This is a genomic window from Terrabacter ginsenosidimutans, assembly GCF_039539425.1.
In the GTDB taxonomy this organism is placed as follows: domain Bacteria; phylum Actinomycetota; class Actinomycetes; order Actinomycetales; family Dermatophilaceae; genus Terrabacter; species Terrabacter ginsenosidimutans.
This window is the reverse complement of sequence record NZ_BAABDC010000001.1, coordinates 601,516-623,195: the sequence shown is the minus strand read 5'-3', so window position 1 is coordinate 623,195 and position 21,680 is coordinate 601,516. Positions and strand designations below refer to the sequence as shown.

At 72.0% G+C, this 21,680-nt stretch carries 17 protein-coding genes; 8 read left to right on the top strand and 9 right to left on the bottom strand.

Translation table 11 applies throughout. The features are described 5' to 3' along the window. Positions 1-29 precede the first annotated feature (29 nt). From galK to ABD831_RS03015, 4 genes are read right to left on the bottom strand one after another with little or no spacing between them, the layout of a single operon-like run. Positions 30-1,214 carry a galactokinase gene (gene galK, locus ABD831_RS03030; protein ID WP_344941297.1) on the bottom strand — a complete coding sequence of 395 codons (1,185 nt, stop codon included), beginning with the start codon at positions 1,212-1,214 and terminating at the stop codon, positions 30-32. Next, positions 1,211-2,338, bottom strand: a complete 1,128-nt coding sequence (gene galT, locus ABD831_RS03025) for a galactose-1-phosphate uridylyltransferase (RefSeq protein WP_142178364.1) — start codon at positions 2,336-2,338, stop codon at positions 1,211-1,213. Before galT ends, galK begins: the two co-directional genes overlap by 4 nt. Further along, positions 2,338-3,114 carry a DeoR family transcriptional regulator gene (locus ABD831_RS03020; protein ID WP_185744574.1) on the bottom strand — a complete coding sequence of 259 codons (777 nt, stop codon included), beginning with the start codon at positions 3,112-3,114 and terminating at the stop codon, positions 2,338-2,340. Before ABD831_RS03020 ends, galT begins: the two co-directional genes overlap by 1 nt. A gap of 2 nt (positions 3,115-3,116) precedes the next feature. Further along, positions 3,117-5,114 carry a beta-galactosidase gene (locus ABD831_RS03015; RefSeq protein ID WP_344941294.1) on the bottom strand — a complete coding sequence of 666 codons (1,998 nt, stop codon included), beginning with the start codon at positions 5,112-5,114 and terminating at the stop codon, positions 3,117-3,119. A 395-nt stretch (positions 5,115-5,509) separates the two neighbouring features. On the opposite strand from ABD831_RS03015, the gene ABD831_RS03010 reads away from it, so the two are divergent. Genes ABD831_RS03010 through ABD831_RS02995 form a run of 4 tightly spaced genes read left to right on the top strand, consistent with a single transcriptional unit; the run spans position 5,510 to position 10,892 of the window. After that, positions 5,510-6,862: an extracellular solute-binding protein gene (locus ABD831_RS03010; RefSeq protein WP_142176242.1), complete on the top strand. Its 1,353-nt coding sequence runs from the start codon at positions 5,510-5,512 to the stop codon at positions 6,860-6,862. A 15-nt stretch (positions 6,863-6,877) separates the two neighbouring features. Next, positions 6,878-7,771: an ABC transporter permease subunit gene (locus ABD831_RS03005; RefSeq protein WP_142176244.1), complete on the top strand. Its 894-nt coding sequence runs from the start codon at positions 6,878-6,880 to the stop codon at positions 7,769-7,771. Positions 7,772-7,774: 3 nt separating this feature from the next. Continuing rightward, positions 7,775-8,680: an ABC transporter permease subunit gene (locus ABD831_RS03000; protein WP_142176246.1), complete on the top strand. Its 906-nt coding sequence runs from the start codon at positions 7,775-7,777 to the stop codon at positions 8,678-8,680. A 1-nt stretch (position 8,681) separates the two neighbouring features. Next, positions 8,682-10,892, top strand: a complete 2,211-nt coding sequence (locus ABD831_RS02995; RefSeq protein ID WP_344941287.1) for an alpha-galactosidase — start codon at positions 8,682-8,684, stop codon at positions 10,890-10,892. Here ABD831_RS02995 and ABD831_RS02990 read toward each other — a convergent pair. From ABD831_RS02990 to ABD831_RS02980, 3 genes are all read right to left on the bottom strand, one after another. Further along, on the bottom strand, positions 10,865-12,565 hold the full coding sequence (locus ABD831_RS02990) for an ABC transporter permease (protein WP_344941285.1): 1,701 nt from the start codon (positions 12,563-12,565) through the stop codon (positions 10,865-10,867). The two genes, ABD831_RS02995 and ABD831_RS02990, sit on opposite strands and share 28 nt — an antisense overlap. Next, a complete protein-coding gene (locus tag ABD831_RS02985) occupies positions 12,562-13,557 on the bottom strand; it encodes an ABC transporter ATP-binding protein (RefSeq protein ID WP_344941283.1) in 996 nt (331 codons plus the stop codon). Before ABD831_RS02985 ends, ABD831_RS02990 begins: the two co-directional genes overlap by 4 nt. A 92-nt stretch (positions 13,558-13,649) precedes the next feature. Continuing rightward, positions 13,650-14,114, bottom strand: coding sequence for a Fur family transcriptional regulator (locus ABD831_RS02980; protein WP_344941280.1), 465 nt, complete (start codon positions 14,112-14,114; stop codon positions 13,650-13,652). A gap of 59 nt (positions 14,115-14,173) precedes the next feature. Between ABD831_RS02980 and tdh the strand changes: the two genes are divergently transcribed. From tdh to ABD831_RS02960, 4 genes are read left to right on the top strand one after another with little or no spacing between them, the layout of a single operon-like run. Further along, positions 14,174-15,211: an L-threonine 3-dehydrogenase gene (gene tdh / locus ABD831_RS02975; RefSeq protein WP_344941278.1), complete on the top strand. Its 1,038-nt coding sequence runs from the start codon at positions 14,174-14,176 to the stop codon at positions 15,209-15,211. An 11-nt stretch (positions 15,212-15,222) separates the two neighbouring features. Then, on the top strand, positions 15,223-15,894 hold the full coding sequence (locus tag ABD831_RS02970; RefSeq protein ID WP_344941275.1) for an alpha/beta fold hydrolase: 672 nt from the start codon (positions 15,223-15,225) through the stop codon (positions 15,892-15,894). Further along, positions 15,894-16,277: a YrdB family protein gene (locus ABD831_RS02965; RefSeq protein ID WP_344941272.1), complete on the top strand. Its 384-nt coding sequence runs from the start codon at positions 15,894-15,896 to the stop codon at positions 16,275-16,277. Before ABD831_RS02970 ends, ABD831_RS02965 begins: the two co-directional genes overlap by 1 nt. A gap of 10 nt (positions 16,278-16,287) precedes the next feature. Then, positions 16,288-17,853, top strand: a complete 1,566-nt coding sequence (locus ABD831_RS02960) for a Na+/H+ antiporter (protein WP_344941270.1) — start codon at positions 16,288-16,290, stop codon at positions 17,851-17,853. 27 nt (positions 17,854-17,880) lie between these two features. Here ABD831_RS02960 and ABD831_RS02955 read toward each other — a convergent pair whose 3' ends face one another. After that, positions 17,881-18,261 (bottom strand): hypothetical protein, encoded by a 381-nt coding sequence (locus tag ABD831_RS02955; protein ID WP_344941267.1) that lies wholly within the window; start codon positions 18,259-18,261, stop codon positions 17,881-17,883. A gap of 156 nt (positions 18,262-18,417) precedes the next feature. After that, positions 18,418-21,678: a CHAT domain-containing protein gene (locus tag ABD831_RS02950; protein ID WP_344941264.1), complete on the bottom strand. Its 3,261-nt coding sequence runs from the start codon at positions 21,676-21,678 to the stop codon at positions 18,418-18,420. Positions 21,679-21,680 lie beyond the last annotated feature (2 nt).

Genomic DNA, 21,680 nt, shown 5'->3' with positions numbered 1-21,680 from the left:
TCGGCTGGTCTAATGCCCAGACCCCGGCGTCAGGGCTCGCGGTGGGCGGGGGCGCTCGCGACGACGGTGAAGGAGACCGGCGCCGTGAAGCCCCGGGCGTCGAAGGCCGCCGCGATCGCCGCGGCAACCGCGTCGGCGTCGGCGGCCCTGACGATGGCGATGCACGACCCGCCGAAGCCGCCGCCGGTCATCCGGGCACCGAGCGCACCGTGCTCACGCGCCGTCGCCGTCGCGACGTCGAGCTCCTCGCACGACACCTCGTAGTCGTCGCGCAGCGACGCGTGCGAGGCGTCGAAGAGCCGCCCGACCTCGTCGAGGTCACCGGCCTCGAGGGCGGCGACGGCGAGCGTCACCCGCTCGATCTCGGTGACGACGTGTCGCACCCGCAGGCGCACCTCGTCGGAGTCGAGCCGCGCCAGCGCGGCGTCGAGACCGGACGGGTCGACCTCGCGCAGGGTCTCGATACCGAGCTCGCCGGCTGCCCGCTCGCACGCGTCGCGCCGGGCGGCGTACTGCCCGTCGACGAGGGCGTGCTCGGCCCTGGTGTCGGTGACGAGCAGGACGTAGCCGGCCGCGTCGAGGTCGAAGGGCACCTGCCGCGTCTCGCCCGACCGGCAGTCGAGCAGCAGGGCGGCCGCCTCGTCGCAGAGCAGCGAGGCCGACTGGTCCATGCCCCCGGTGGGAGCGCCGGCGATCTCGTTCTCGGCCTCGACGCAACGCGCCGCCAGGCGGGCCCGCCCCTCGGCGGAGCCGAGCAGGTCGAGGTCGAAGAGGTCGCTCGCGGCCGCCGCGACGGCGCACTCGAGGGCCGCCGAGCTCGAGAGCCCCGCCCCGAGCGGCACCGTGGAGTCGACGAGCACGTCGAGTCCACCGACCGGCAGGCCGTCGCGCCGCAGCGACCACAGCACGCCGGCGACGTAGGAGCCCCAGCCGCCGGGCTGCTCGGCCGAGATGTCGTCGAGGGCGACCTCGACGACGCCGTCCTGCTGGGCGGAGGCCATCCGGAGGACGCCGTCGTCGCGTCGGGACACGGCGGCAAACGTCCGGTGCGGCAGGGCGATCGGCAGGCAGAGGCCGCCGTTGTAGTCGGTGTGCTCGCCGATGAGGTTGACCCGACCCGGAGCCGACCAGACACCTGAGGGCGTCGCACCGAACGTCTGCTCGAAAGCCGCCGACACCGCATCGACGACCTCGGCCGGGGTGCGCTCGCTCACGGGGCGACCTCCCGGAGTCGGGCCGCAGCCCTCTCGGGGGCGACGTCGTTGACCCAGCCGCCGACGCCGGACTCGGACCCGGCGAGGAACTTGAGGCGCCCGGGCCCGCGCAGCACCGACATGAGCTGCAGGTGCAGCCGCGAGACGTCACGCCCCACCCGGGCCGGGGCCTGCTGCCAGGCGGCGATGTAGGGCAGCTTCACGGGTGACCCGTCCTCGGCCACGTAGTAGCGGTCGAGGCGGCCGAGCAGGTCGCGGTAGATGACGGCCAGCTCGTCGCGCTCGTCGTCGTCGAGGGCGACGAGGTCGGGCACGTCGCGGTGCGGGGCCAGGTGCACCTCGACGGGCCAGCGCGCCGCGAAGGGCACGTAGGCCGTCCAGTGCGTCCCCGAGACGACGACCCTCGAGCCGTCGGCCCGCTCGGCGGCGAGGATGTCGGCGCCGAGCAGCCGCCCGGTGCGCTCGTGGTGGCGGCGGGCCGCCTCGAGCAGGGCCTTGGTGCGGTCGGGCACGTAGGGGTAGGCGTAGATCTGGCCGTGCGGGTGCGGCAGGGTCACTCCGATCTCACGGCCACGGTTCTCGAACGCGAAGACCTGCTCGACCTCGGGGATCGCCCCGAGCGCCTCGGTGCGCTGGGCCCAGGTGTCGATGACGGTGCGCACCCGCTCGACGGGCAGGTCCTTGAACGAGGACTCGTGGTCGCTCGTGAAGCACACGACCTCGCAGCGGCCGACGGCCGGGCGGGTGCCGAAGATCCCGGTCGGGTCGGGGGCGTCGGCACCGACGGAGGTGACGGCATACGAGGGAAACCGGTTCTCGAAGACGACGACCTGGTAGTCCTTCTCGGGGATCTCCGAGGGCACCGAGCCGTGCCCGGCGGGGCACAGCGGGCACTCGTCCTTGGGCGGCATGAAGGTGCGGTGCTGGCGGTGCGCGGCGACAGCCACCCAGTCGTCGACGAGCGCGTCGTGGCGCAGCTCGCCCGACTCGACGCGCGGCTCGACCGGCCGCGGGTCCTCGGCCGTGCGCTCGGGAGTCCCGGGCTCGTCGACGTAGATGATCTCGCGTCCGTCGGCGAGGCTCCTCGAGGTGAAGCGGATGCTGGTCCGGCTGGGCGTGGACATCATGCCTCCGCGATCTCGAGGGATCCGACGACCTCGCGCGCGGCGGCGCGGGCGCGCTCCGGGAAGGCGTCGTCGGTGACGAACAGGTCGACGTCGGCGAGGTCCGCGAAGGTGCTGAGACCGACCGTGCCCCACTTCGACGAGTCGGCGAGGAGGCACACGTGGCGTGCCGACGCGACGAGGGCCCGGTTGGTCTCGGACTCGACGAGGTTGGGCGTCGTGAGGCCGGTGCGTTCGTCGACGCCGTGCGCGCCGAGGAACAGCAGGTCGACGTGGAGGGAGCGCAGCGCCGAGACCGCGACGGGTCCGACGAGCGCGTCCGAGGGGGTGCGCACCCCGCCGGTCAGCACGACCGTCTGTCCCGGCGCGCCGGACTCGTGGAGCAGCTGCGCGACGGGAACGGAGTTCGTGACGACCGTCAGCTGCGGGATGTCCTTGACGGCCCGGGCCAGCTCGTAGGTTGTCGTTCCGGCGGAGATGCCGATGGCGCTGCCGACCTCGACGCGCTGGGCGGCGGCCCTGGCAATCGCCTGCTTCTGCGCCCGCTGCAGCAGCGACTTCGCCGTGAACCCGGGCTCCTCGCTGCTCCGGGTGTCCCCGAGCGCGAGGGCGCCACCGTGCACGCGCTCGAGCAGGCCGTCGGTCGACAGGCGCTCGATGTCACGCCGGATCGTCATGTCGGACACGCCGAGCCGCTCCACGAGGTCCGAGACCTTGACCGCCCCCGACTCCTCGACGAGCTCGAGGATCACCGAGCGTCGCTGGCTGGCGAGCATCGTCAGTCCTCCCTGAGCACGGCCACGCCACCGGGGGCGAGGCGGACCGGGCCGTCGACCGGGGCGTCCGCGACGAGGTCGTACCCGTTCGCGGCGATGGTCTGCTCCGCGTCGGTGTGGTTGAGCAGGAAGAGCCAGGAGGTCGTGCCGTCACTGCGCCGGGTCGTCTCGACACCCCGGGGGAGACCCGCCACGGCCGGCTCGACGCCGGCAGCGCCGAGCACGTCGTCGAGAAGCGCCCCCAGAGTCGCGTCGTCCGGGAGCGTGCTGACGTACCAGGCGGATCCGGCGCTGCCCTCACCGGCACGACGCGTGACCGCCGGGCGGCCGGCGAGGGGGCCCGCGGCATACGTCATCAGCACGTCGGTGCCGGGCAGGGCGGTCACGTCCTCGCTCCACCACGTGCCGTCGCCGTCCGACAGGGCGACGGTGCCGTCGGGACCGAGGGGGAAGAACTCCTCGACGCGGACACCGAGCAGGTCGCGGAACGCTCCGGGGTAGCCGCCGAGCCGGACGTGGTCGTTCTCGTCGCTGATCCCGGAGAAGTAGGTGACGAGCACCTGCGCGCCGGCCGAGGCCGCGGCCGCGATGCCGGCGGCGTGCTCGTCGGTGACGAGGTAGAGCTGGGGCACGACGACGAGCGCGTATGCCGTGAGGTCGGCCGAGGGGTGCACGACGTCCGCCGTGACCCCGCGGTCGTGCAGCGCGCGGTGGATCGCCTGTGCCGCGGTCAGGGCGTCGAGCTCGGAGCTCGGCATGCACGGTCCCTCGGCAGCCCAGATCGCCTGGTAGTCGTGGAGGATCGCGACGCGGGACTCGACGCGGCTGCCGACGAGCTCACCGAGGCGACCCGCGATGCGGCCGAGCTCCTCGACCTCGCGGAACCGGGCGCTGTCGGCACCGGCGTGCGGCACGACGGCACTGTGGAACTTCTCCGACCCGGCGCGCGACTGGCGCCACTGGAACCAGCCGATGGTGTCGGCGCCGCGGGCCACGTGGGCGAGCGCGTCTCGGATGGTCTGCCCGAAGTCCTTGGCGTGGTTGGTCGGCTGCCAGTTGACCGCGCTCGTCGAGTGCTCCATGAGCATCCACGGCGCACCGCCCGCGAGCCCGCGGGTGAGGTCACCGCTGTAGGCGAGCTCGGCGCGCGGGTGCTCCAGCGCGTCGACGATGTAGTGGTCGGTGCTCACGACGTCGACGGTGGGCGTCCACTGCGAGTAGTCGAGGTGGCGGAAGTGGTCGAGCGTCATGAAGTTCGTCGTCACCGGCACGCCGGGGGAGAGCTCGTCGAGCACCGCGCGCTCGGCGCGCATGTGCTCGAGCAGCGCGTCGGAGCTGAAGCGCTTGTAGTCGAGCACGTGCGTCGGGTTGTTGAACGTCGTGGACCGGCGCGGCGGCAGGATCTGCTCCCAGTCGGTGTAGCGCTGGCTCCAGAAGGCGGTGCCCCACGCGTCGTTGAGGACGTCCAGCTCGCCGTAGCGGCGCTGCAGCCAGGCGCGGAAGTGGCGTGCGCACTCGTCGCAGTAGCAGGGCAGGTTGTGGCAGGCGTACTCGTTGGAGACGTGCCACATCGCCAGGGCCGGGTGCTCGTGGTAGCGCGTGGCCAGCTGCCGGGTCAGGGCAACGGCGTACTCGCGGAAGACGGGCGAGGTGGGGCACCACGTCTGGCGGCTGCCGGGCCAGAGGGTGTGGCCGTCGACGTCGACGGGCAGGATCTCGGGGTGGGCGGCGGAGAGCCACGGGGGTGGGGTGGCCGTCGCGGTCGCGAGGTCGACGGCGATGCCGCCGGCGTGCAGCTTGTCGAGGATCGTGTCGAGCCACTCGAACTCGTACTCGCCCTTGGCCGGCTCGAGCCAGCTCCACGAGAAGATGCCGAGGCTGACGAACGAGATGTTGGCGCGTTGCATCAGCGCGACGTCCTCGTCCCAGACAGGGCGAGGCCACTGCTCCGGGTTGTAGTCGCCACCGAGTGCCAGGGTCTTCGTCGGCCATGAGCGCATGGGAGACAGGGTGTCGCTTCGCTCCGCGCGATGTCAACATTTTCAAACACATCCGTCACCGCCGTGCGGTAGTTCTCCCGGCTCGCCCGGGACCCGGCCCGTCTGCAGCGGCCGGCCGAACGCCGACCCGCGGCAGGCCGGTCCACGACCGTCGCCGACGGTCCGTGTGGGCGACTGGGTGCACGAATTCCGTTTACAACGGTGTAAATCCGGGACGATCGCCGATGGGTTGGTCTCGGTTCGGTCGCGGACGTCTGTGGGTCTCGACGAATCCCTTGACAGGGGCTCGTGGCGCCGACATCCTCTGTTTGTTGTTGGAGGTTTCTGGTGACGGATGTTCGACTCTGTCCCCTCCGCCCAACAACGAACCCGGCACAGCGTCAAAGGAGACCGCAATGACCCGCCCCTCGAACGAGGCCGAGTACCTGGCCCGCATGGTTCCCCCCTCCGTCCGCGGCGTCGACCGCCGGACCCTGCTGCGCGGCGCCTTCGGTGTCGGCGCCCTGCTCGGAGCGGGCGGCCTCGCTGCCTGCAGCTCCGGCAGCACGAGCAGCACCGGCGTCCCGACGGGTGCCGTGACCGGCACCGTGACCGTCGGCTCCAACCAGTCGGACCCGGTGCCGAAGGCTGCCGTCCAGTCCTACATGGACGCCTTCCAGAAGGCCAACCCCGGCACGACGGTCAAGATCAACACCGTCGACCACAACTCCTTCCAGGAGAACATCAACAACTACCTGCAGGGCTCGCCGGACGACGTCTTCACGTGGTTCGCCGGCTACCGCATGCAGTTCTTCGCCGAGAAGGGTCTCGTCGGCGACATCTCCGACGTCTGGAAGAACATCACCGGCATGAGCGACGCCCTCAAGAAGGCCTCGACCGGTGCCGACGGCAAGCAGTACTTCGTGCCGATCACGAACTACCCGTGGGCGGTCTTCTACCGCAAGAGCGTGTTCAAGGAGAAGGGCTACCAGGTCCCCAAGACCCTCGACGAGCTCAACACCCTCGGTGCGCAGATGAAGAAGGACGGCCTCGACCCGATCGCCTTCGGTGACAAGGACGGCTGGCCCGCCATGGGCACCTTCGACCAGATCAACCTGCGCGTCAACGGCTACGACTTCCACGTCAGCCTGATGGCCGGCAAGGAGGACTGGACCGACCCCAAGGTCAAGAAGGTCTTCGACACGTGGGCCGGCATCCTCCCGCTGCACCAGGCGGACTCGCTCGGTCGCACCTGGCAGGAGGCGGCGCAGTCGCTCCAGCAGAAGAAGTCGGGCATGTACGTCCTCGGCTCGTTCCTCGCCCAGCAGTTCACCAAGGGCGCCGAGCAGGACGACCTCGACTTCTTCGGCTTCCCCGAGATCGACTCGACGATCGGCACCGACGCCGTCGAGGCGCCGATCGACGGCTACATGATGAGCGCCAAGCCGAAGAACGAGGGCGCCGCCAAGAAGCTGCTCCAGTACATCTCGCAGCCCGAGGCCCAGCTGCTCGCCCTCAAGGCCGACCCGAGCGTCATCGCGACGAACAGCACCGCCGACACGAGCGGCTACACGGCCCTGCAGAAGAAGTCGGCCGAGTTCGTCAAGTCCGCCAAGTCCATCACGCAGTTCATGGACCGCGACACCCGCCCTGACTTCGCCTCGACGGTCATGATCCCGGCGATCCAGAGCTTCATCAAGAACCCGAAGGACATCGACGGCCTGTGCACGAGCATCCAGGCCCAGAAGAAGAGCATCTTCGGTTCCTGACGGGAGGCGAGCCGCATGGCGAGCAAGAGAAAGTACAAGGGAATCGACCAGCTCTCGACGCGCGACAAGGTCGTCGTCGGGCTCATGGTCATCGTGCCGACGCTCATCGTCGTGTGGCTCGTCTGGCTCCCCGCGATCAGCACGGTCCTGCTCTCCTTCACCAACTGGGACGGGATCGGGCCGCTCTCCGGCATCAAGCCGGTGGGGCTGCAGAACTACCGGGACATCGCGACGATCTACCCGCCGTTCTGGCCGGCGATCCAGCACAACCTGATCTGGCTGGCGGTGCTGTTCCTCGTCGCGACCCCGCTCGGCATGCTCTTCGCGGTGCTCGTCGACCGCGGGGTGGCGGGCACGCGGTTCTACCAGACGAGCATCTACCTGCCGGTCGTGCTCTCGCTGGCCCTCATCGGCTTCATCTGGCAGCTGATCTACTCGCGTGACCAGGGCCTGCTCAACGCGATCACGGGAGGCACGACCGACTGGTACGGCGACCCGAACGTCAACCTGTGGGCAGTCCTGGTCGCCGCGAGCTGGCGGCACGCCGGCTACATCATGCTGCTCTACCTGGCCGGCCTCAAGGGCGTCGACCCGTCGCTGCGCGAGGCGGCCAAGATCGACGGCGCCAGCGAGACGACGACGTTCTTCAGGGTCGTCTTCCCGGTCATGCGGCCGATCAACATCATCGTCGTCGTCGTGACCTTCATCGAGTCGCTGCGGGCCTTCGACATCGTCTGGGTCATCAACAAGGGGCGCAACGGGCTCGAGCTCATCTCGGCGCTCGTCACGCAGAACGTCGTCGGGGAAGCGAGCCGCATCGGCTTCGGGTCGGCGCTCGCGACGATCATGCTGCTCATCTCCAGCGTGCTCGTCGTCATCTACCTGCGCATCGCCATGAAGGAGGACTGACCGATGACCGACCTCGCCGTCAAGACCCGTCCGCAGCGGGCACCCCGGGAGGGTGGCCCGTCGTCGGGTCGCCGCTGGCTCCTCCCCGTCATGCTGACCCTCATCTCGTTGATCTGGCTCTTCCCGCTGCTCCTCGCCCTGGTCAACTCGTTCCGCGACTACGCCTACACGGCCAAGAACGGCTACATCTCCTGGGGCGGGTTCACGCTCGACAACTACACGAACGCCTGGGCTGCGGGTGACTTCGGGCTGCACTTCATGAACTCGGTGATCATCACCGTCCCGGCGGTCATCCTCACGCTGTTCCTGTCGTGCTGCGTCGCCTTCGTCGTCGCGCGCTTCTCGTTCAAGTTCAACCTCGCGCTGCTCGGCTTCTTCCTGGCCGCCAACCTGCTGCCACCGCAAGCGCTGCTCATCCCGGTCTACCGGATGTTCCGCGCCATCGAGGTGCCGCTGTGGGTCAGCGACTCGGGCACGCTGCTCAACAGCTTCGTCGGCCTGATCCTCGTCAACATGGCGTTCCAGATCGGTTTCTGCGCCTTCGTGCTGAGCAACTACATGAAGGCCCTGCCGCGCGAGCTCTACGAGTCGGCTGTCATCGACGGGGCGAGCGTCACGCGGCAGTTCTTCCAGATCACGCTGCCGCTGTGCCGCCCGGCCATCGCTGCGCTCGCCGTGCTGCAGGTGACGTGGATCTACAACGAGTTCTTCTGGGCCACCGTGCTGCTCCAGCAGGGTGACAAGTTCCCGGTGACGAGCTCGATCAACAACCTGCGGGGCCAGTTCTTCACCGACAACAACCTCGTGGCAGCGGGATCGGTGATCATCGCCGTCCCGACCCTCGTGATCTTCTTCGTGCTCCAACGACACTTCGTGGCCGGACTAACGCTCGGCGCGACCAAGGGATGACGTGACCGACCAGGCCGACCTGACCGCCCGCACCACCGTCCACCTCGAGTCCGCCGGGACCGCGCTCGTGCTCGAGCCGCGCCCCGGCGGCTCGGGGCTGCCCGAGGTGGTCCACTGGGGTTCCGCGCTCGAGGGTGGGGCGAGCACGTATGCCGCCCTGCCCGCCCTCACGACGGCGCCCGTCCCCCACAGCGCGCTCGACGTGCCCTGGCCGCTCACCGTCCTCCCGGGTGAGGCCGACGGCTGGTCGGGCACGCCCGGCTGGGCCGGCCACCGCGCCGGGGGCGCCGGCGCGGTGCGGTGGCACGACGTCACCTGCGAGGTCGAGGGCGACGCGCTCGTGACCCGGGCGAGCTCGCCGGACGGCATACGCCTCGAGCTCCGGCACGGCCTCGACGAGCACGGCGTGCTGCGCGTCGACGCGTCCGTGACCAACACGGGCGAGGCCGGCGTCCCGCTCGACGTGGCGGCGCTCCGGGCGATCCTGCCGCTACCGGTGCGCGCCGACGAGGTGCTCGACCTGACCGGACGCTGGTGCCGGGAGCGGTCGCCGCAGCGCAGCCATCTCGACCACGGCACCCACCTGCGCGCGAGCCGGCGCGGCCGCACCGGCCACGACGCGACGCTGCTGATGATGGCCGGGACGCGTGGGTTCGACTGGCGCACGGGCGAGGTCTGGGCCGTGCACACCGCGTGGAGCGGCAACCACGAGCACCTCGTCGAGGCCCTGCCCGAGGGTGCCGGACGCCACCACGCCGTGATCGGCGGTGGTGAGCTGCTCTCGCCCGGCGAGGTCCGACTCCTGCCCGGCGAGTCGTATGCCGCCCCGACGGTCGTCTTCGTCCACTCGACCGAGGGCCTCGACGGCCTCTCACGCCGCCTGCACCGCAGCCTGCGGGCCCGCGCGGTGCACCCGACGCGAACGCGCCCCGTCGTGCTCAACACCTGGGAGGCCGTCTACTTCGACACTGACCTCGACCAGCTGAAGTCCTTGGCGGACAAGGCCGCCCGGATCGGTGTCGAGCGCTTCGTCCTCGACGACGGATGGTTCGGCGGCCGGCGCCACGACCGCGCCGGCCTCGGCGACTGGGTCGTCTCCTCCGACGTGTGGCCCCACGGCATGCACCCCCTCGTGGACCACGTGAAGGGCCTGGGTCTCGAGTTCGGGCTCTGGTTCGAGCCCGAGATGGTCAACGAGGACAGCGACCTCGTGCGCGAGCACCCGGAGTGGGTGCTGCGCCCGGCTGCCGGGGCACCGCGCGAGTGGCGCTGGCAGCAGCTGGTCGACCTGACCAACGAGGCCGCCTTCGATCAGCTGCTCGAGCGGATCAGCGGGCTCGTCGCCGACCTCGGCATCGACTACATCAAGTGGGACCACAACCGCGACCTGCTCGAGGCCGTCCACACGGTCGACGACCCCGCTGGCCCGGGCGGCCGGCGTGTCGACGCCCCGGCCGTGCACGCCCACACCCTCGCCTACTACCGCCTGCTGGACGACCTCCGCGCCCGGCACCAGCGGCTCGAGATCGAGTCGTGCAGCAGCGGCGGCGCACGCGTCGACCTCGAGGTCCTCGACCACACCGACCGCATCTGGACGAGCGACTGCAACGACGCGCTCGAGCGGGCGAGCATCCAGCGCTGGACGAGCCTGCTCGTGCCGGCGGAGCTGATGGGCACCCACATCGGCCCGGCCACGGCGCACACGACCCACCGCACGGTCGACCTCGGCTTCCGCATGCTCATGGCGCTGCAGGGCCACCCGGGCCTGGAGTGGGACATCACGACCTGCTCCGACGACGAGCTCGAGGCGCTCACGGCGTGGACGTCGCTCGCGCGTGAGCTGCGACCGCTGCTGCACACCGGTGACCTCGTGCGCTCCGAGAGCCCCGACGGCACGGTGCTCGTGACGGGCACGGTCGACGCGAACCGCAGCCACGCGGCATACACGATCGCCCGGCTCGTGACGGGACGTGACGCGGTGACCGGCTCCCTGCCGCTCCCGGGCCTCGACCCCACGCGGGCGTATGCCGTCCGCGTCCGTTCAGAGGCCGGGCTGCCCGCCGTCGTGCAGAACGCTGCACCGGGCTGGTGGGACGCCGCCCTCGCCGAGGGCGGGGTCGTCGTGCCGGGCGCGGTGCTGACCGGCGTCGGCCTGCCCGTCCCGCTGATCGGCCCTGCCCAGGGCTACCTCCTCGACGTCCGGGCGGTGTGACTGGACTCCCTTGCCTCCCAGGTGAACCGGCGTGCCAGCACGACGGCCGCCACGGCCGTCCACGCCAGCAGGACGGCGAGGTGGCCGTACGCCAGGCCGGTGCCCTCGACCGTGGGCCCCAGGGCCTCGGTCATGGCTGCCGAGGCGTGCCGCAGCGGGAAGAGCCAGGAGAGCCACTCCAGCACCGTCGGGAACTGGGCTCCGACGACGAAGATGTCGGAGATGAAGGCGAGGGGCAGGAGCGTGCCGAGCGTGACGCCGATGACCGCCTGAGCCGATCGGACGAACGTCATGACGGCCAACCCGACGGCGGCGAAGCAGACCGTGGCGACGACGAGGGTGACGACGGCGGCCGGCAGGCCCGCGGGCCACGCGGGCCGGTAGACGAGCGCGGTCAGGACGGCGATGGCCAGACCCGTCACGAGCGCGACGCCGACCGCCCCGGCAACCCGTCCTGCGACGAAGGCGCCGGCCGGCAGCGGAGCGCCCCCGGTCCGCTTGAGCACGCTGCGCTCGCGGTCCTCCGCGACGCCCTGCGGCATGTTGACGTAGGCCGTCACCGCGGCGCCGTAGATCGCCATCGCGCCGGCGTAGAACGTGCCGAGGGTCAGGCCGCTCGGCATGAGCCGGTCGCCACCGCCGTTGACCGACGGGATGATCGCGACGAGCACGACGGGGAACGCCACGGCGAAGAACACCGACGAGGCGTCGCGCCAGAGGATGGCCTGCGCGTGCCGCAGCTGGTCGACGAGCAGCGCGACGACGGACGGCGACCCGGTCCGGCGCGGCACGGTGTCGGCGGCCCGCCGGTGGGTCGCGGCGCCGGTCGTCGCGCGTGACCTACGACCGGCGGGGCGCGCACGGTCCTCGTCGCGGCGAAGCAGCACGGTGGCGACGGCGGCGCCGAACAGGCCCCAGAGCGCGATGACGGCGAGGTGGCCGCCCTGGAAGCCGCTGCCGGTGAGGTAGGGGTTGAGCGCGTCGGAGAAGAGTGCGGTCAGGTGCTTGAGCGGGAAGAGCCAGCCGATGGTCGACAGGGCCGGCGGCATCGTGGCGCCGACCATGAACATGTCGCTGACGAAGGCGAGCGGGATGACGACCCCGTTGCTCACCGCCAGCGTCAGCTGCATCGTCGGCAGCGCCATGGCCAGCGCGAGGCCGAGGGCGCTGAAGCACGCGGACGCGAGCAGCAGGGTCACCACCACCGCAGCCACCGAGCGGCTGGGCACGACGAGACCGTAGAAGGCGACCCCGGCCACGAGGACGAGCACCGTGGACACGAGCCCGAGCACGAGGGCCGCGCCGACGCGACCACCGATGAGGACCCAGCGCGGGACCGGCGTCCCCGCCTGGCGCTTGACGACGCCGGTGGCCCGGGCCTCGGCCAGTCCCACGGCGAGGAACGAGAAGGTCGCCATGACCACACCGAACGAGGCCATGCCGGGGGCGAGGAACTGGACGAGGCGGACGCCCTGCGTGGGGTCGATGACCTCGTTGCCGATGAGCGCGGACAGCAGGACGAAGAAGAGCAGGGGCAGGCCGATGCTGAGGATGAGGGTCACCGGCGTGCGGACCAGGCTCACGAGCTCGTGCCGGACCTGACGCCCGAGCATGGCGACCTCGGCGCCCGGGTGGCGGGTGCCGGCTCCGGGCCTCGTCGCGACCGCGGTCATGAGGCCGCCCTCCCACGAGCGGCTGCCCCGGCCGCCCCGGCCGCCCCGCCCGGTTCGCCGTTGCCGAACTCGCCATTCCGGGGTTCGCCGTCTCCGGCCTCACCGACGAGGTCGAGGTAGACGTCCTCGAGGCTGGGACGGGTGAGTGTCAGGGCCTCGAGCTCGTCACCGCGGCCCAGCGCCCAGGCCGCGAGCTCGGCGACGTCGGCCGTCGGCGTCTCGGTGCGCACCTCCACGACGCTGCCCGCGACGCGGCGATCGAGCCCGAGCGCCGGCAGGTCGTCGGCCTCGAGACCGGTCGGCAGCCGGAAGGAGATCACCGTGGCGGCCCCGGCCGCTGCCGACAGCTCGTCGGGCGTGCCCTGGGCCACGACCCGGCCGTGGTCGATGACGACGACCCGGTCGGCCAGGTGCTCGGCCTCGTCGAGGTAGTGCGTCGTCAGCAGGATCGTCGCGCCGAGGTCGCGCAGGCTCTCGACGAGCCCCCACGCCCGCCGGCGGGCCGACGGGTCGAAGCCCGTCGTCGGCTCGTCGAGGAAGATCACGTCGGGGTCGCCGACGATGCCGAGGGCGAGGTCGAGCCGGCGTCGCTGACCCCCTGAGAGCGTGCGCACCCGGGCGTCGGCCTTCTCATCCAGGCCGGTGAGGGAGATGACCTCGGCGACCGGCCGGGGGTGCGGATAGTAGCCGGCGTGCAGCCGGAGCAGCTCCCGCGGCGTGAAGCTGTCCTCGAAGCCGGCGTCCTGGAGCACGACCCCGATGTGCTCGCGGAAGGCGCGGCCGCCGGTGCCGGGGTCGTGGCCGAGCACGCTCACCGTGCCGCCGTCGCGGGGTCGGTAGCCTTCGAGGACCTCGACCGTCGTGGTCTTTCCGGCGCCGTTCGGGCCGAGCAGTGCGACGACCTCACCCTGCTCCACCGTCAGGTCGATGCCGTCGACCGCCGTGACCTCCCCGTAGACCTTGCGCAGGCCCCGCACCTCGATCGCGGCCATGCTTCTCGCCCCCAGTCCGTCGACCTCGTGGCGCGCCGCCGGGCGCGACAGCGCCTCCACTCCAGTCAACTCCCCGCGGGAGGGGTCGGCGCTCAGGTGTGAGCGATGACTCCGCCGGCGCACTCCCGGCAGGTGCCGAGCAGGGCTGCGTGCCCCGTGTCGAGGACGAAGCCGAGGTCGTCACGGAGGCGGGCCGCCACCCCGTCGAAGACGTCGGGTGCCACGTCGAGCACCCGTCCGCAGGCGTGGCACTGGACGTGGGCGTGCGGGTGCTCGGCAGCCGGCCGCTCGGTGAGGTGGTAGACGGTGGCGGCGCCGCCGAGGTGCACGTGCGACAGCACGCCGGTCTCGACGAGAGCGGTGAGCGTCCTGTAGACGGTGGCCCGGTGGACGCTCGGCTCGACGTCCGCGACGCGCGCCCCGATCTGCTCGGCCGTGAGGTGCTCGTCGGCGAGGTCGGCCGCGTCCAGGACGCGCAGGACGGCATACCTCGCCGGGGTGACGCGGTCTCCCGCCGCGCGCAGCCGGGAGAGCGCGTCGGCCACGCGGACACTCACGTGCGGAGTCTCGGGTGAGGGGGGCACGCACCCATTATCGGCAGTGGCAGACTCTCCCCGTGCGCGCACTCACCAAGCTGACCGCAGGCCCCGGCCTCTCGCTCGTCGACCGACCGGAGCCCGAGTGCGGGCCCACGGACGTCAAGATCCGCGTCATGCGGGCGGGCCTGTGCGGCACCGACCTGCACCTCGCGGGCTGGGACGACTGGGCGCAGGCGACGGTCACGCCACCGCTCGTCATCGGCCACGAGTTCTATGGCGAGGTGGTCGAGGTCGGTGCGGACGTCACCGACGTCAAGGTCGGCGACCGGGCCTCCGGCGAGGGGCACATCGTCTGCGGCACGTGCCGCAACTGCCGCGCCGGGCGCCGTCACCTGTGCATCCGCACGCAGGGCATCGGCGTCAACCGCGACGGCGCCTTCGCCGACTACGTCGTCATCCCGGCGAGCAACGCGTGGGTGCAGCCCGCCGACCTCGACCCCGACCTCGGCGCCGTCTTCGACCCGCTCGGCAACGCCACCCACACGGCCCTGCAGTGGCCGATGGTCGGCGAGGACGTCGTCATCACCGGTGCCGGCCCGATCGGCGTCATGGCCGCGGCCATCGCGCGGCACGCGGGCGCCCGCTACGTCGTCGTCACCGACGCGAGCGACTACCGCCTCGCGCTCGCGGAGCACGCCGGCGCCGACCTGACGATCAACGTGACGCGCGAGAGCCTCGCCGACGCGCAGGCCCACCTCGGGATGAAGGAGGGCTTCGACATCGGTCTCGAGATGTCGGGTGCCGCCCCGGCCGTGTCCGACATGATCGCCAACATGAACCACGGCGGCCGCATCGCCCTGCTCGGCCTGCCGCACCAGTCCTACGAGCTGGACTGGGGCAAGGTCATCACGCACATGATCACGCTCAAGGGCATCTACGGCCGCGAGATGTACGACACCTGGTACGCCATGTCGCAGATGATCGCGACGTCCGAGCGCTTCCGGTCGGCCGTCGCGCAGGTCATCACGCACCGCTTCCCCGCCGAGCAGTGGGAGGAGGCCTTCGAGATCGCGCGGTCCGGCCAGTGCGGCAAGGTCGTCCTCGACTGGAGCTGAAGGGTTCTCGTATGCCGTCTGCGCCCGACCCGGATGACCGTCCCCGTCCGCTCGTCCTCCTGCACGGCCTCGGCCAGTCGCCGATCGCGTGGCAGGACTTCGTGTCGGCCTACGGCGCCGGTCGTCCGATGACGGCCCCCTGGATGAAGGGGCTCAAGCCGAAGGACCCCATCGGCTTCGACCTCGGGGCCGCTGCCTCCGGCGTCGCCGACGAGCTGGAGCTGCAGGGGGTGCGGCAGGCCGACTTCGTCGGGGTCTCGGTGGGCGCGAGCGTCGCGCTGCGCCTCGCGGTCGAGCGGCCCGAGCTGGTCGGGCGTCTCGTGCTGGCCGGCGCGCTCGTGCGACCGGGCAAGGGGGCCCTGCGGATGCAGCGGCTCGCCATGCGGCTCGTGCCCGAGAGCAAGCTCATCGACGCCGGCGTCTCACGACCGCGGATGCTCGCCGTCCTCGATGCGCTCAAGGGCTTCGACGGGACGGAGTCGCTGCGCACGGTCACGGCCCCGGTGCTCCTCGTCGCCGGGTCGAAGGACAAGGCGGGCGTCGTTGCGGCGCAAGAGCTCTCGCAGCAGCTGACGGGAGCGCGCGTCGAGGTGATCGACGGCGCCGGTCCTCTCGTCAACAGCGAGTCGGCGCGCGAGCTCGCCGACCTGACCCATGCCTTCCTCGACGAGCCGGTCACCTGATGGAGCGATCGGCCGACAGCGCCGGCCACGTCAACGCCAACGACGTCGTCGCGTTCCTCGTGGAGGTGCTGGCCGTGGTGCTGCTCGCGGTCTGGGGCGCCCACCTCGGCCACACCACCGCCGTTCACGTGCTCGGCGGCGTGCTCGTGCCGGGAGCGGCGGCCGTCCTCTGGGGCCTTTTCGCGGCGCCTCGGGCCAGGTTCCGGGTACCGGTGCTCGCCGTGGCCACCAAGGTGCTCGTGCTGGGCGGTGCCGTTTTGGCGTCCTGGTCGGTCCTGCCGCCGGCGTGGGCCGTCGCGGTGACCGTGGTCGTCGTCGTCAACACCCTGCTCACCTGGTTCGGGCCCTTCGCGCGCCGGACGCCGGGACCGCCCGCGTCCTAGGGTTCGGAGGGTGAGCGAACTCGCACTGGCCCTCGTCGTGGTAGTGGGCATCATCCTGCTGACTCCGGTCGCCGACCGGATCCGGGTGCCGCAACCGGTGCTGCTGACGATCTTCGGGCTGGTCGTCGCCCTCGTCACTCCGGCCAACCCACTGTCGCTGGACCCCGCCCTCATCCTGCCAGTGGTCCTGCCGCCACTGCTCTTCGCCGCGACCCAGCGCACGACGGTCAACGAGTTCCGGGAGCACGCCCGAGCCGTCTTCGCGCTCGCAGTCGGCCTGACCCTGGCCACGGTCGCCGTCGTGGCGGTCGTGGCGCATGCAGCGGGGCTGCCGTGGTCTGTGGCGTGGGTGCTGGGAGCCGTCGTCTCCCCGCCCGACCCCGTCGCCGCCACGGCTGTGGCTCGGCGCCTGCGCCTTCCGCACCGGCTGGTCACCATCCTCGAGGGCGAAGGGATGTTCAACGACGCGACAGCCCTCGTCGCGTACAAGGTCGCCATCGTGGCAGCGGTCACGGGCGACATCACGGGTGCCGGGATCGCCGTCGAGCTCGTGGAGGCGGTCGTGCTCGGGGTGCTCGTCGGACTCGTCGTGGGATGGACCTCCACGTTCGCGCTGGGTCGCATCCGCGACGGCCACGCCGAGACGACGGTGACCGTGCTCGTGCCGTTCGTCGCCTACGTCGGCGCCGAGCACGTCAACGGCTCCGGCGTGCTGGCCGTCCTCGTGCTCGGTCTGTACCTGCGCACGTTCGGCCACGACGCCACGACGTCGGGAGGGTGGCTGCTCGGCCGGGCCGTCTGGTCCTACTCCGACTTCCTCATCACGAGCCTCGTCTTCACCCTGCTCGGCTTCGAGCTCGTGGCCGTCATCCGGGCCACCGCCACCGGTGCAGGGACGATGGCACTGGCCCTCCTCGTCGTAGCGACCCTGGTCGTCTTCCGCGCCGCCTGGATCTACCCAGCCGCCTGGCTGGCCCGTCGGCGAGCCCGACGGCGGGACGCTCCCGTCCCCATCGGCTGGCGGGAGTCGACCGTCGTCGCCTGGGCCGGGATGCGTGGGGTCGTGACGGTGGCGACGGCGGTGGCTCTGCCCACCGTCGCTGCGAACGGCGACCCCTTGCCCCATCGCGACGAGGTCGTGACGGTCGCCCTCGTCGCAGTCCTGCTGACGCTGGTCGTCCAGGGACTGACCTTGACCCCGCTCACCAGGTACCTCCGGGTGGGCAGCGACGTCGACGAGAGAGCGGAGACCTCCGAGCTGCGGCTGCGCGCCACCCGGGCGGCCCTCGAGCAGATCAGGAGCGAGGGCCCCGGCCTCGACGACGACGTGCGCCGAGCAGCCGTCGCCCAGTACGAGGGCTACCTCGCAGCTCAGGAGGCGATCGACCGCACGCGGGCGCGGGAGCGGGACGAGTCCGGTCACCCGGGCCTGGAGCTCGAAGCCGTCCTGCGCCGGGCGAGCGACGCGGAGCGGCAGCTCGTGCTGACGGCCCGACGTCGCGGTGAGGTCGCTGCCGTCAGCGCCGACGAGGTCCTGCGCGACATCGAGAGCCGCGCGCTCGGGGACTTCGCCTGATCGGGGGACGGTCGACCGGCCACGTCCTCAGCAGAGGTTGATGCCGCCGGCGTCGAGCAGCTTGCCGACGACCTTCTCGTCCGTGACGGCCGGGACCATCCAGTCCTTGCCCGCCACCGACTTGGTGCCGGTCTTGCACTCGAACGTGCTGACCCGGCGGTCGAGCTGGACGGCCTGGTCGTAGAAGGCGGCCTCGAGCGGCTTCCCCTCGGCACTCGTGCACGTGATCCTGTGGTCCGAGAGCGACCCCTCGGACTCGCCGCTCGACGGGCACACGAGCTCGGCCACGACGGCCCAGGTGGGGTGCGCCGCGGCCTCGGGCGAGGAGGCCGGGGAGCTGGCACTGCAGGCGGCGAGGGGGAGGGCGACGGCGGCCATGACGCAGGCGAGGGTGAGACGTCGGAGCACGAGAGGGTTCCCTGAGGGTGGGGGATGGAGGGTGTGGACGGGCCCGGGATGGCCGGGCGCAAACGCCGACAACTCTAGAGGGCGGGCCCGCTCGAGCCCCACTCGAAACGAGTCCACTGAGCGTGCGGGGGTGACAGAGTCAACACCTGGCCCGCCTCATACGGTGACCGTGCCCTCGCCGCCCTTCGGCTCCCTGGGTGAGTCGTCGAGGGCGACGAGCCCGTCGTGGAGGGTGCGCAGGAAGTCGACGCGGCGGTGCGCCTCGGTGCCGGCCATGACCATGAGGAAGTCGACCTGGTCGCGGACCTGGCGCAGCTGCTCCTCGCTGCCGAGCTCACTGGCGCGCCGGTAGAGGTCGAGGGCCTTGCGCGCCTCGTCCTCCGTGGCCCGTGGGCTCCAGAGCGCGTCGAGCACGAGCAGGTCGGCGTAGACCGCCACGGTCCAGAAGGTCGGCGCGAGGTAGGCCTCCTCGCGGGCCGCCTGGAGCGCGTCGTCGATGAGCCCGCGGGCCTCGGACCGCTCGAGCACCGGCCGGTCCGGCGCGGGCCGCCAGCGCAGGGCCAGCTCGGCGGCGAGCCAGTTGGCCAGTGCCCCGTGCCGGCGCCGGTCGCTGGCTCCGGACGCGGTCCGCGCCGCGGCGTACCACTCCGACATCTGGACGAGGGCGGCGTGGGTCTGCGTCCAGTCGCCGCTCGAGGACCCGCCCGGTCGCTCGGGGCACGTGACGAGCGCGAGCCGCTTGTACGCGCTCGCGACCCTCCACAGCCGGTCGATCCCGACCGAGCCCGCCGCCGGGTGCGCGTCTCCCGGGAGGACGCCCGCCCGCTCCGGTGCGTGGGCCCCCAGGACGAGCGACGCCGGGTTGTCGAGCAGTGCCCGGAGGCGGTCGATGGCCGACTCGATCGTGGCGACCGCGTCGTCGACGGCGTCGTCGCTCGTCGCCGCCGCCCGGACCACCTGGTCGATCCAGACCTCGAAGTCGCGCACCGTCAGGGCCGTCCCGCCGCGCTCCAGGGACTGCTGGAAGTACTGCGTGGCCTGGGCGAAGTCGCCGAACTTGTTGTAGGTCCGAGCGATGAGCACCTGCAGTGCGTCGTCCTCGCGGTCCTCGGGCGTCAGCGCCTCGTAGAGCTCGCGCAGGCGGTCCAGGCCGAAGCGCGTGTTGCGGCTGACGTCGACGGACTGCCCGAGGTTCTCGATCTCGACCCGCGCCTGCTCGGCGCTCGCCGGTGCCCGCCGGGCGGTGGTGGCCCGGTGCACCACGGCGTCGGGAGCCAACCGGTAGTCGGGGTCGCCGTAGCACTGGTACGCACCCCACGTGTTGACGGCCGGGTGGTCGTTCCACGTCTGCCAGCGCGCGGCACCGAGGGCCTCGCCGAAGGTCAACCCCGCCAGCAGGCGGTCGTAGAGGGTCGTGGCGAAGGTCGACGCCGCGCCGTCGTCGACGGCCCAGCCGCACGCGACGACGGCCCGCACACCGATGTCGATGAGCTCGGTCGCGAAGCTCGCCGCGAGACGGTGGTAGTTGCCGGTGCGTGGCACCGGGCCCGGCTGGCCGGCCTGGCCCGTCGAGGCGCCCGGAGCACCGGCGCCGCCGACGCCGCTCGGACCGGAGGTGCCGGAGGGGCCCATCGGGCTGACGGGGCTGATCGGGCCCATCGACCCGAGGTGGCAGCAGTTGACGACGACGAGCTCGGGGACCTGACGCATCTGGCCCACCTCGCCGGCCGTGAGGTACATCCCGTTGCCGAGCACCATGCCCGTGACCGTGGCGTCGGTCCCGTCGCCGAGGGGCCACTCGTACACGCCGTGGCCGGCGAGGTGCACGACGCGGTAGGACGTGGCGAAGAGGGCCTGGACGACCTTGGTGCCGCTCTCGGCGATGAGGGGCTCGGCCTCGAACCCGTTCGCGCGCAAGGCGTCTGCGACGCTGCGCGCCTCTCTCTGGGCGGCCGGCAGCGCGCTGAGCCCGCTCGCGGTGTCACCGACGACGAGGGCGCGGCTGCTCGTCGCGGAGAGCACGTGGCTGCGCATCGACGAGCCCTCGAGCTGTCGCACCAGGCCCCGGCGCACCCCGAGCGGCTCGCGGTCCTCCTGCGTGCCCTGGTCGTCGAGCAGCTCCCACGGGTAGTGCGCGGAGCCGCGGTCGACGAGGAGCACGAGGTTGTCGGTGTCGGGCGCCTGCGCCTTGAGGTCGTTGGGGAAGAGCAGCTCGAAGAGCGTCCGGGCGGCCGACGGGTCGGGTGACGGCGAGTCGACGAGGGACTCGACGAGCCGGTCGACGAGGGCGCGTTGCGTCGGGACCGTCCGCGTCGGGGTGCCGGCCCTGCGGGTGGAGGCCTCGAACGAGAGGCCCCCGTCGGCCTCGCTGCGCACGCGGACCTGCTGCCACCAGCCGGACGGCTCGGAGAAGAGGAGGCGGCGCTGGCGTCCCGGCCGCTCGTCGAGCCGGAGGTCGGCGGTGAAGGAGTCGGCGAGCTCGCCGCTCGCCAGGGACGACCTGAGCGCCTCGACCGCCTGCAGCGCGCGGTCCTGCCACAGCTCGATGACCTCGATCTCGGCGATGTGCACCCCGAGCTCGGTGTCGGCGAGACGATCGTTGGCGCGCTGCACCCCGGTGAGCAGGGCCTGCACGCTGTCACGCACCGGCAGCCCTCCCTGGCCGGTGCCGATGAGAAGGCTCGAGAGGCGCAGCTGAAGCACCTTGGTGTTCGTGGCGGAGGCCCCGCCGGTGAGGTGGCCGAGCGCCGCGGTCAGCGAGGCGTGCGCGATGGCACGGGCCAGCGTCGCCGCGCTGAGCCCGCCGATGGGTCCGAGGCCCGCCACGACCGCGCCGGGCGGCCGGGTCCACTGCTCGGGGTCGGTGAAGACCTGACAGGTCTCGATCGGCCCCGGGTAGATGCCGAGCATCGCGGCCCGCGACAGCCGCCCGTCGAGCAGCTCGTCGAGGGCACCCTCACCGCCGACGAGGGTGCTGCCCGGGTAGTGACCGACCAGGACGTGGTGGCGTGCGAAACGCAGGTCGCCGTGCGAGATCCGGACGCGCGTCAACGGTCGTGAGGGGTCGGCGTCGGGATCGGTCGCGGCCGGCTCGGGTGCGCCCGCAGTAGCCGGCGCAGCAGCCGGTGCAGGGGGCGGTGCCGGCGGCGTCGGCGCCGCCGCGGGACCGGGGGTGGGTGGTGGTGCCGCCCGCCGGGCCGCGGCCGGGGCTGGCGCCGGCTGCCCTGTCTGCTCGGGCTGCTCTGTCTTCTCATGCTGCTCCGGCTGCCCGGTCGCTTCGGGCGGCTCCGGCTGCTCGTGCTGCTCGTGCTGCTCCACCTGCTCGTGCTGCTCCGGGAGCGCGCGTGCCCCGTCGGCCGGCGACCCGGCATACGGCTCGGGCTGTGTCGGGGAGGGCCCGCCCACGATGGTCGACATGG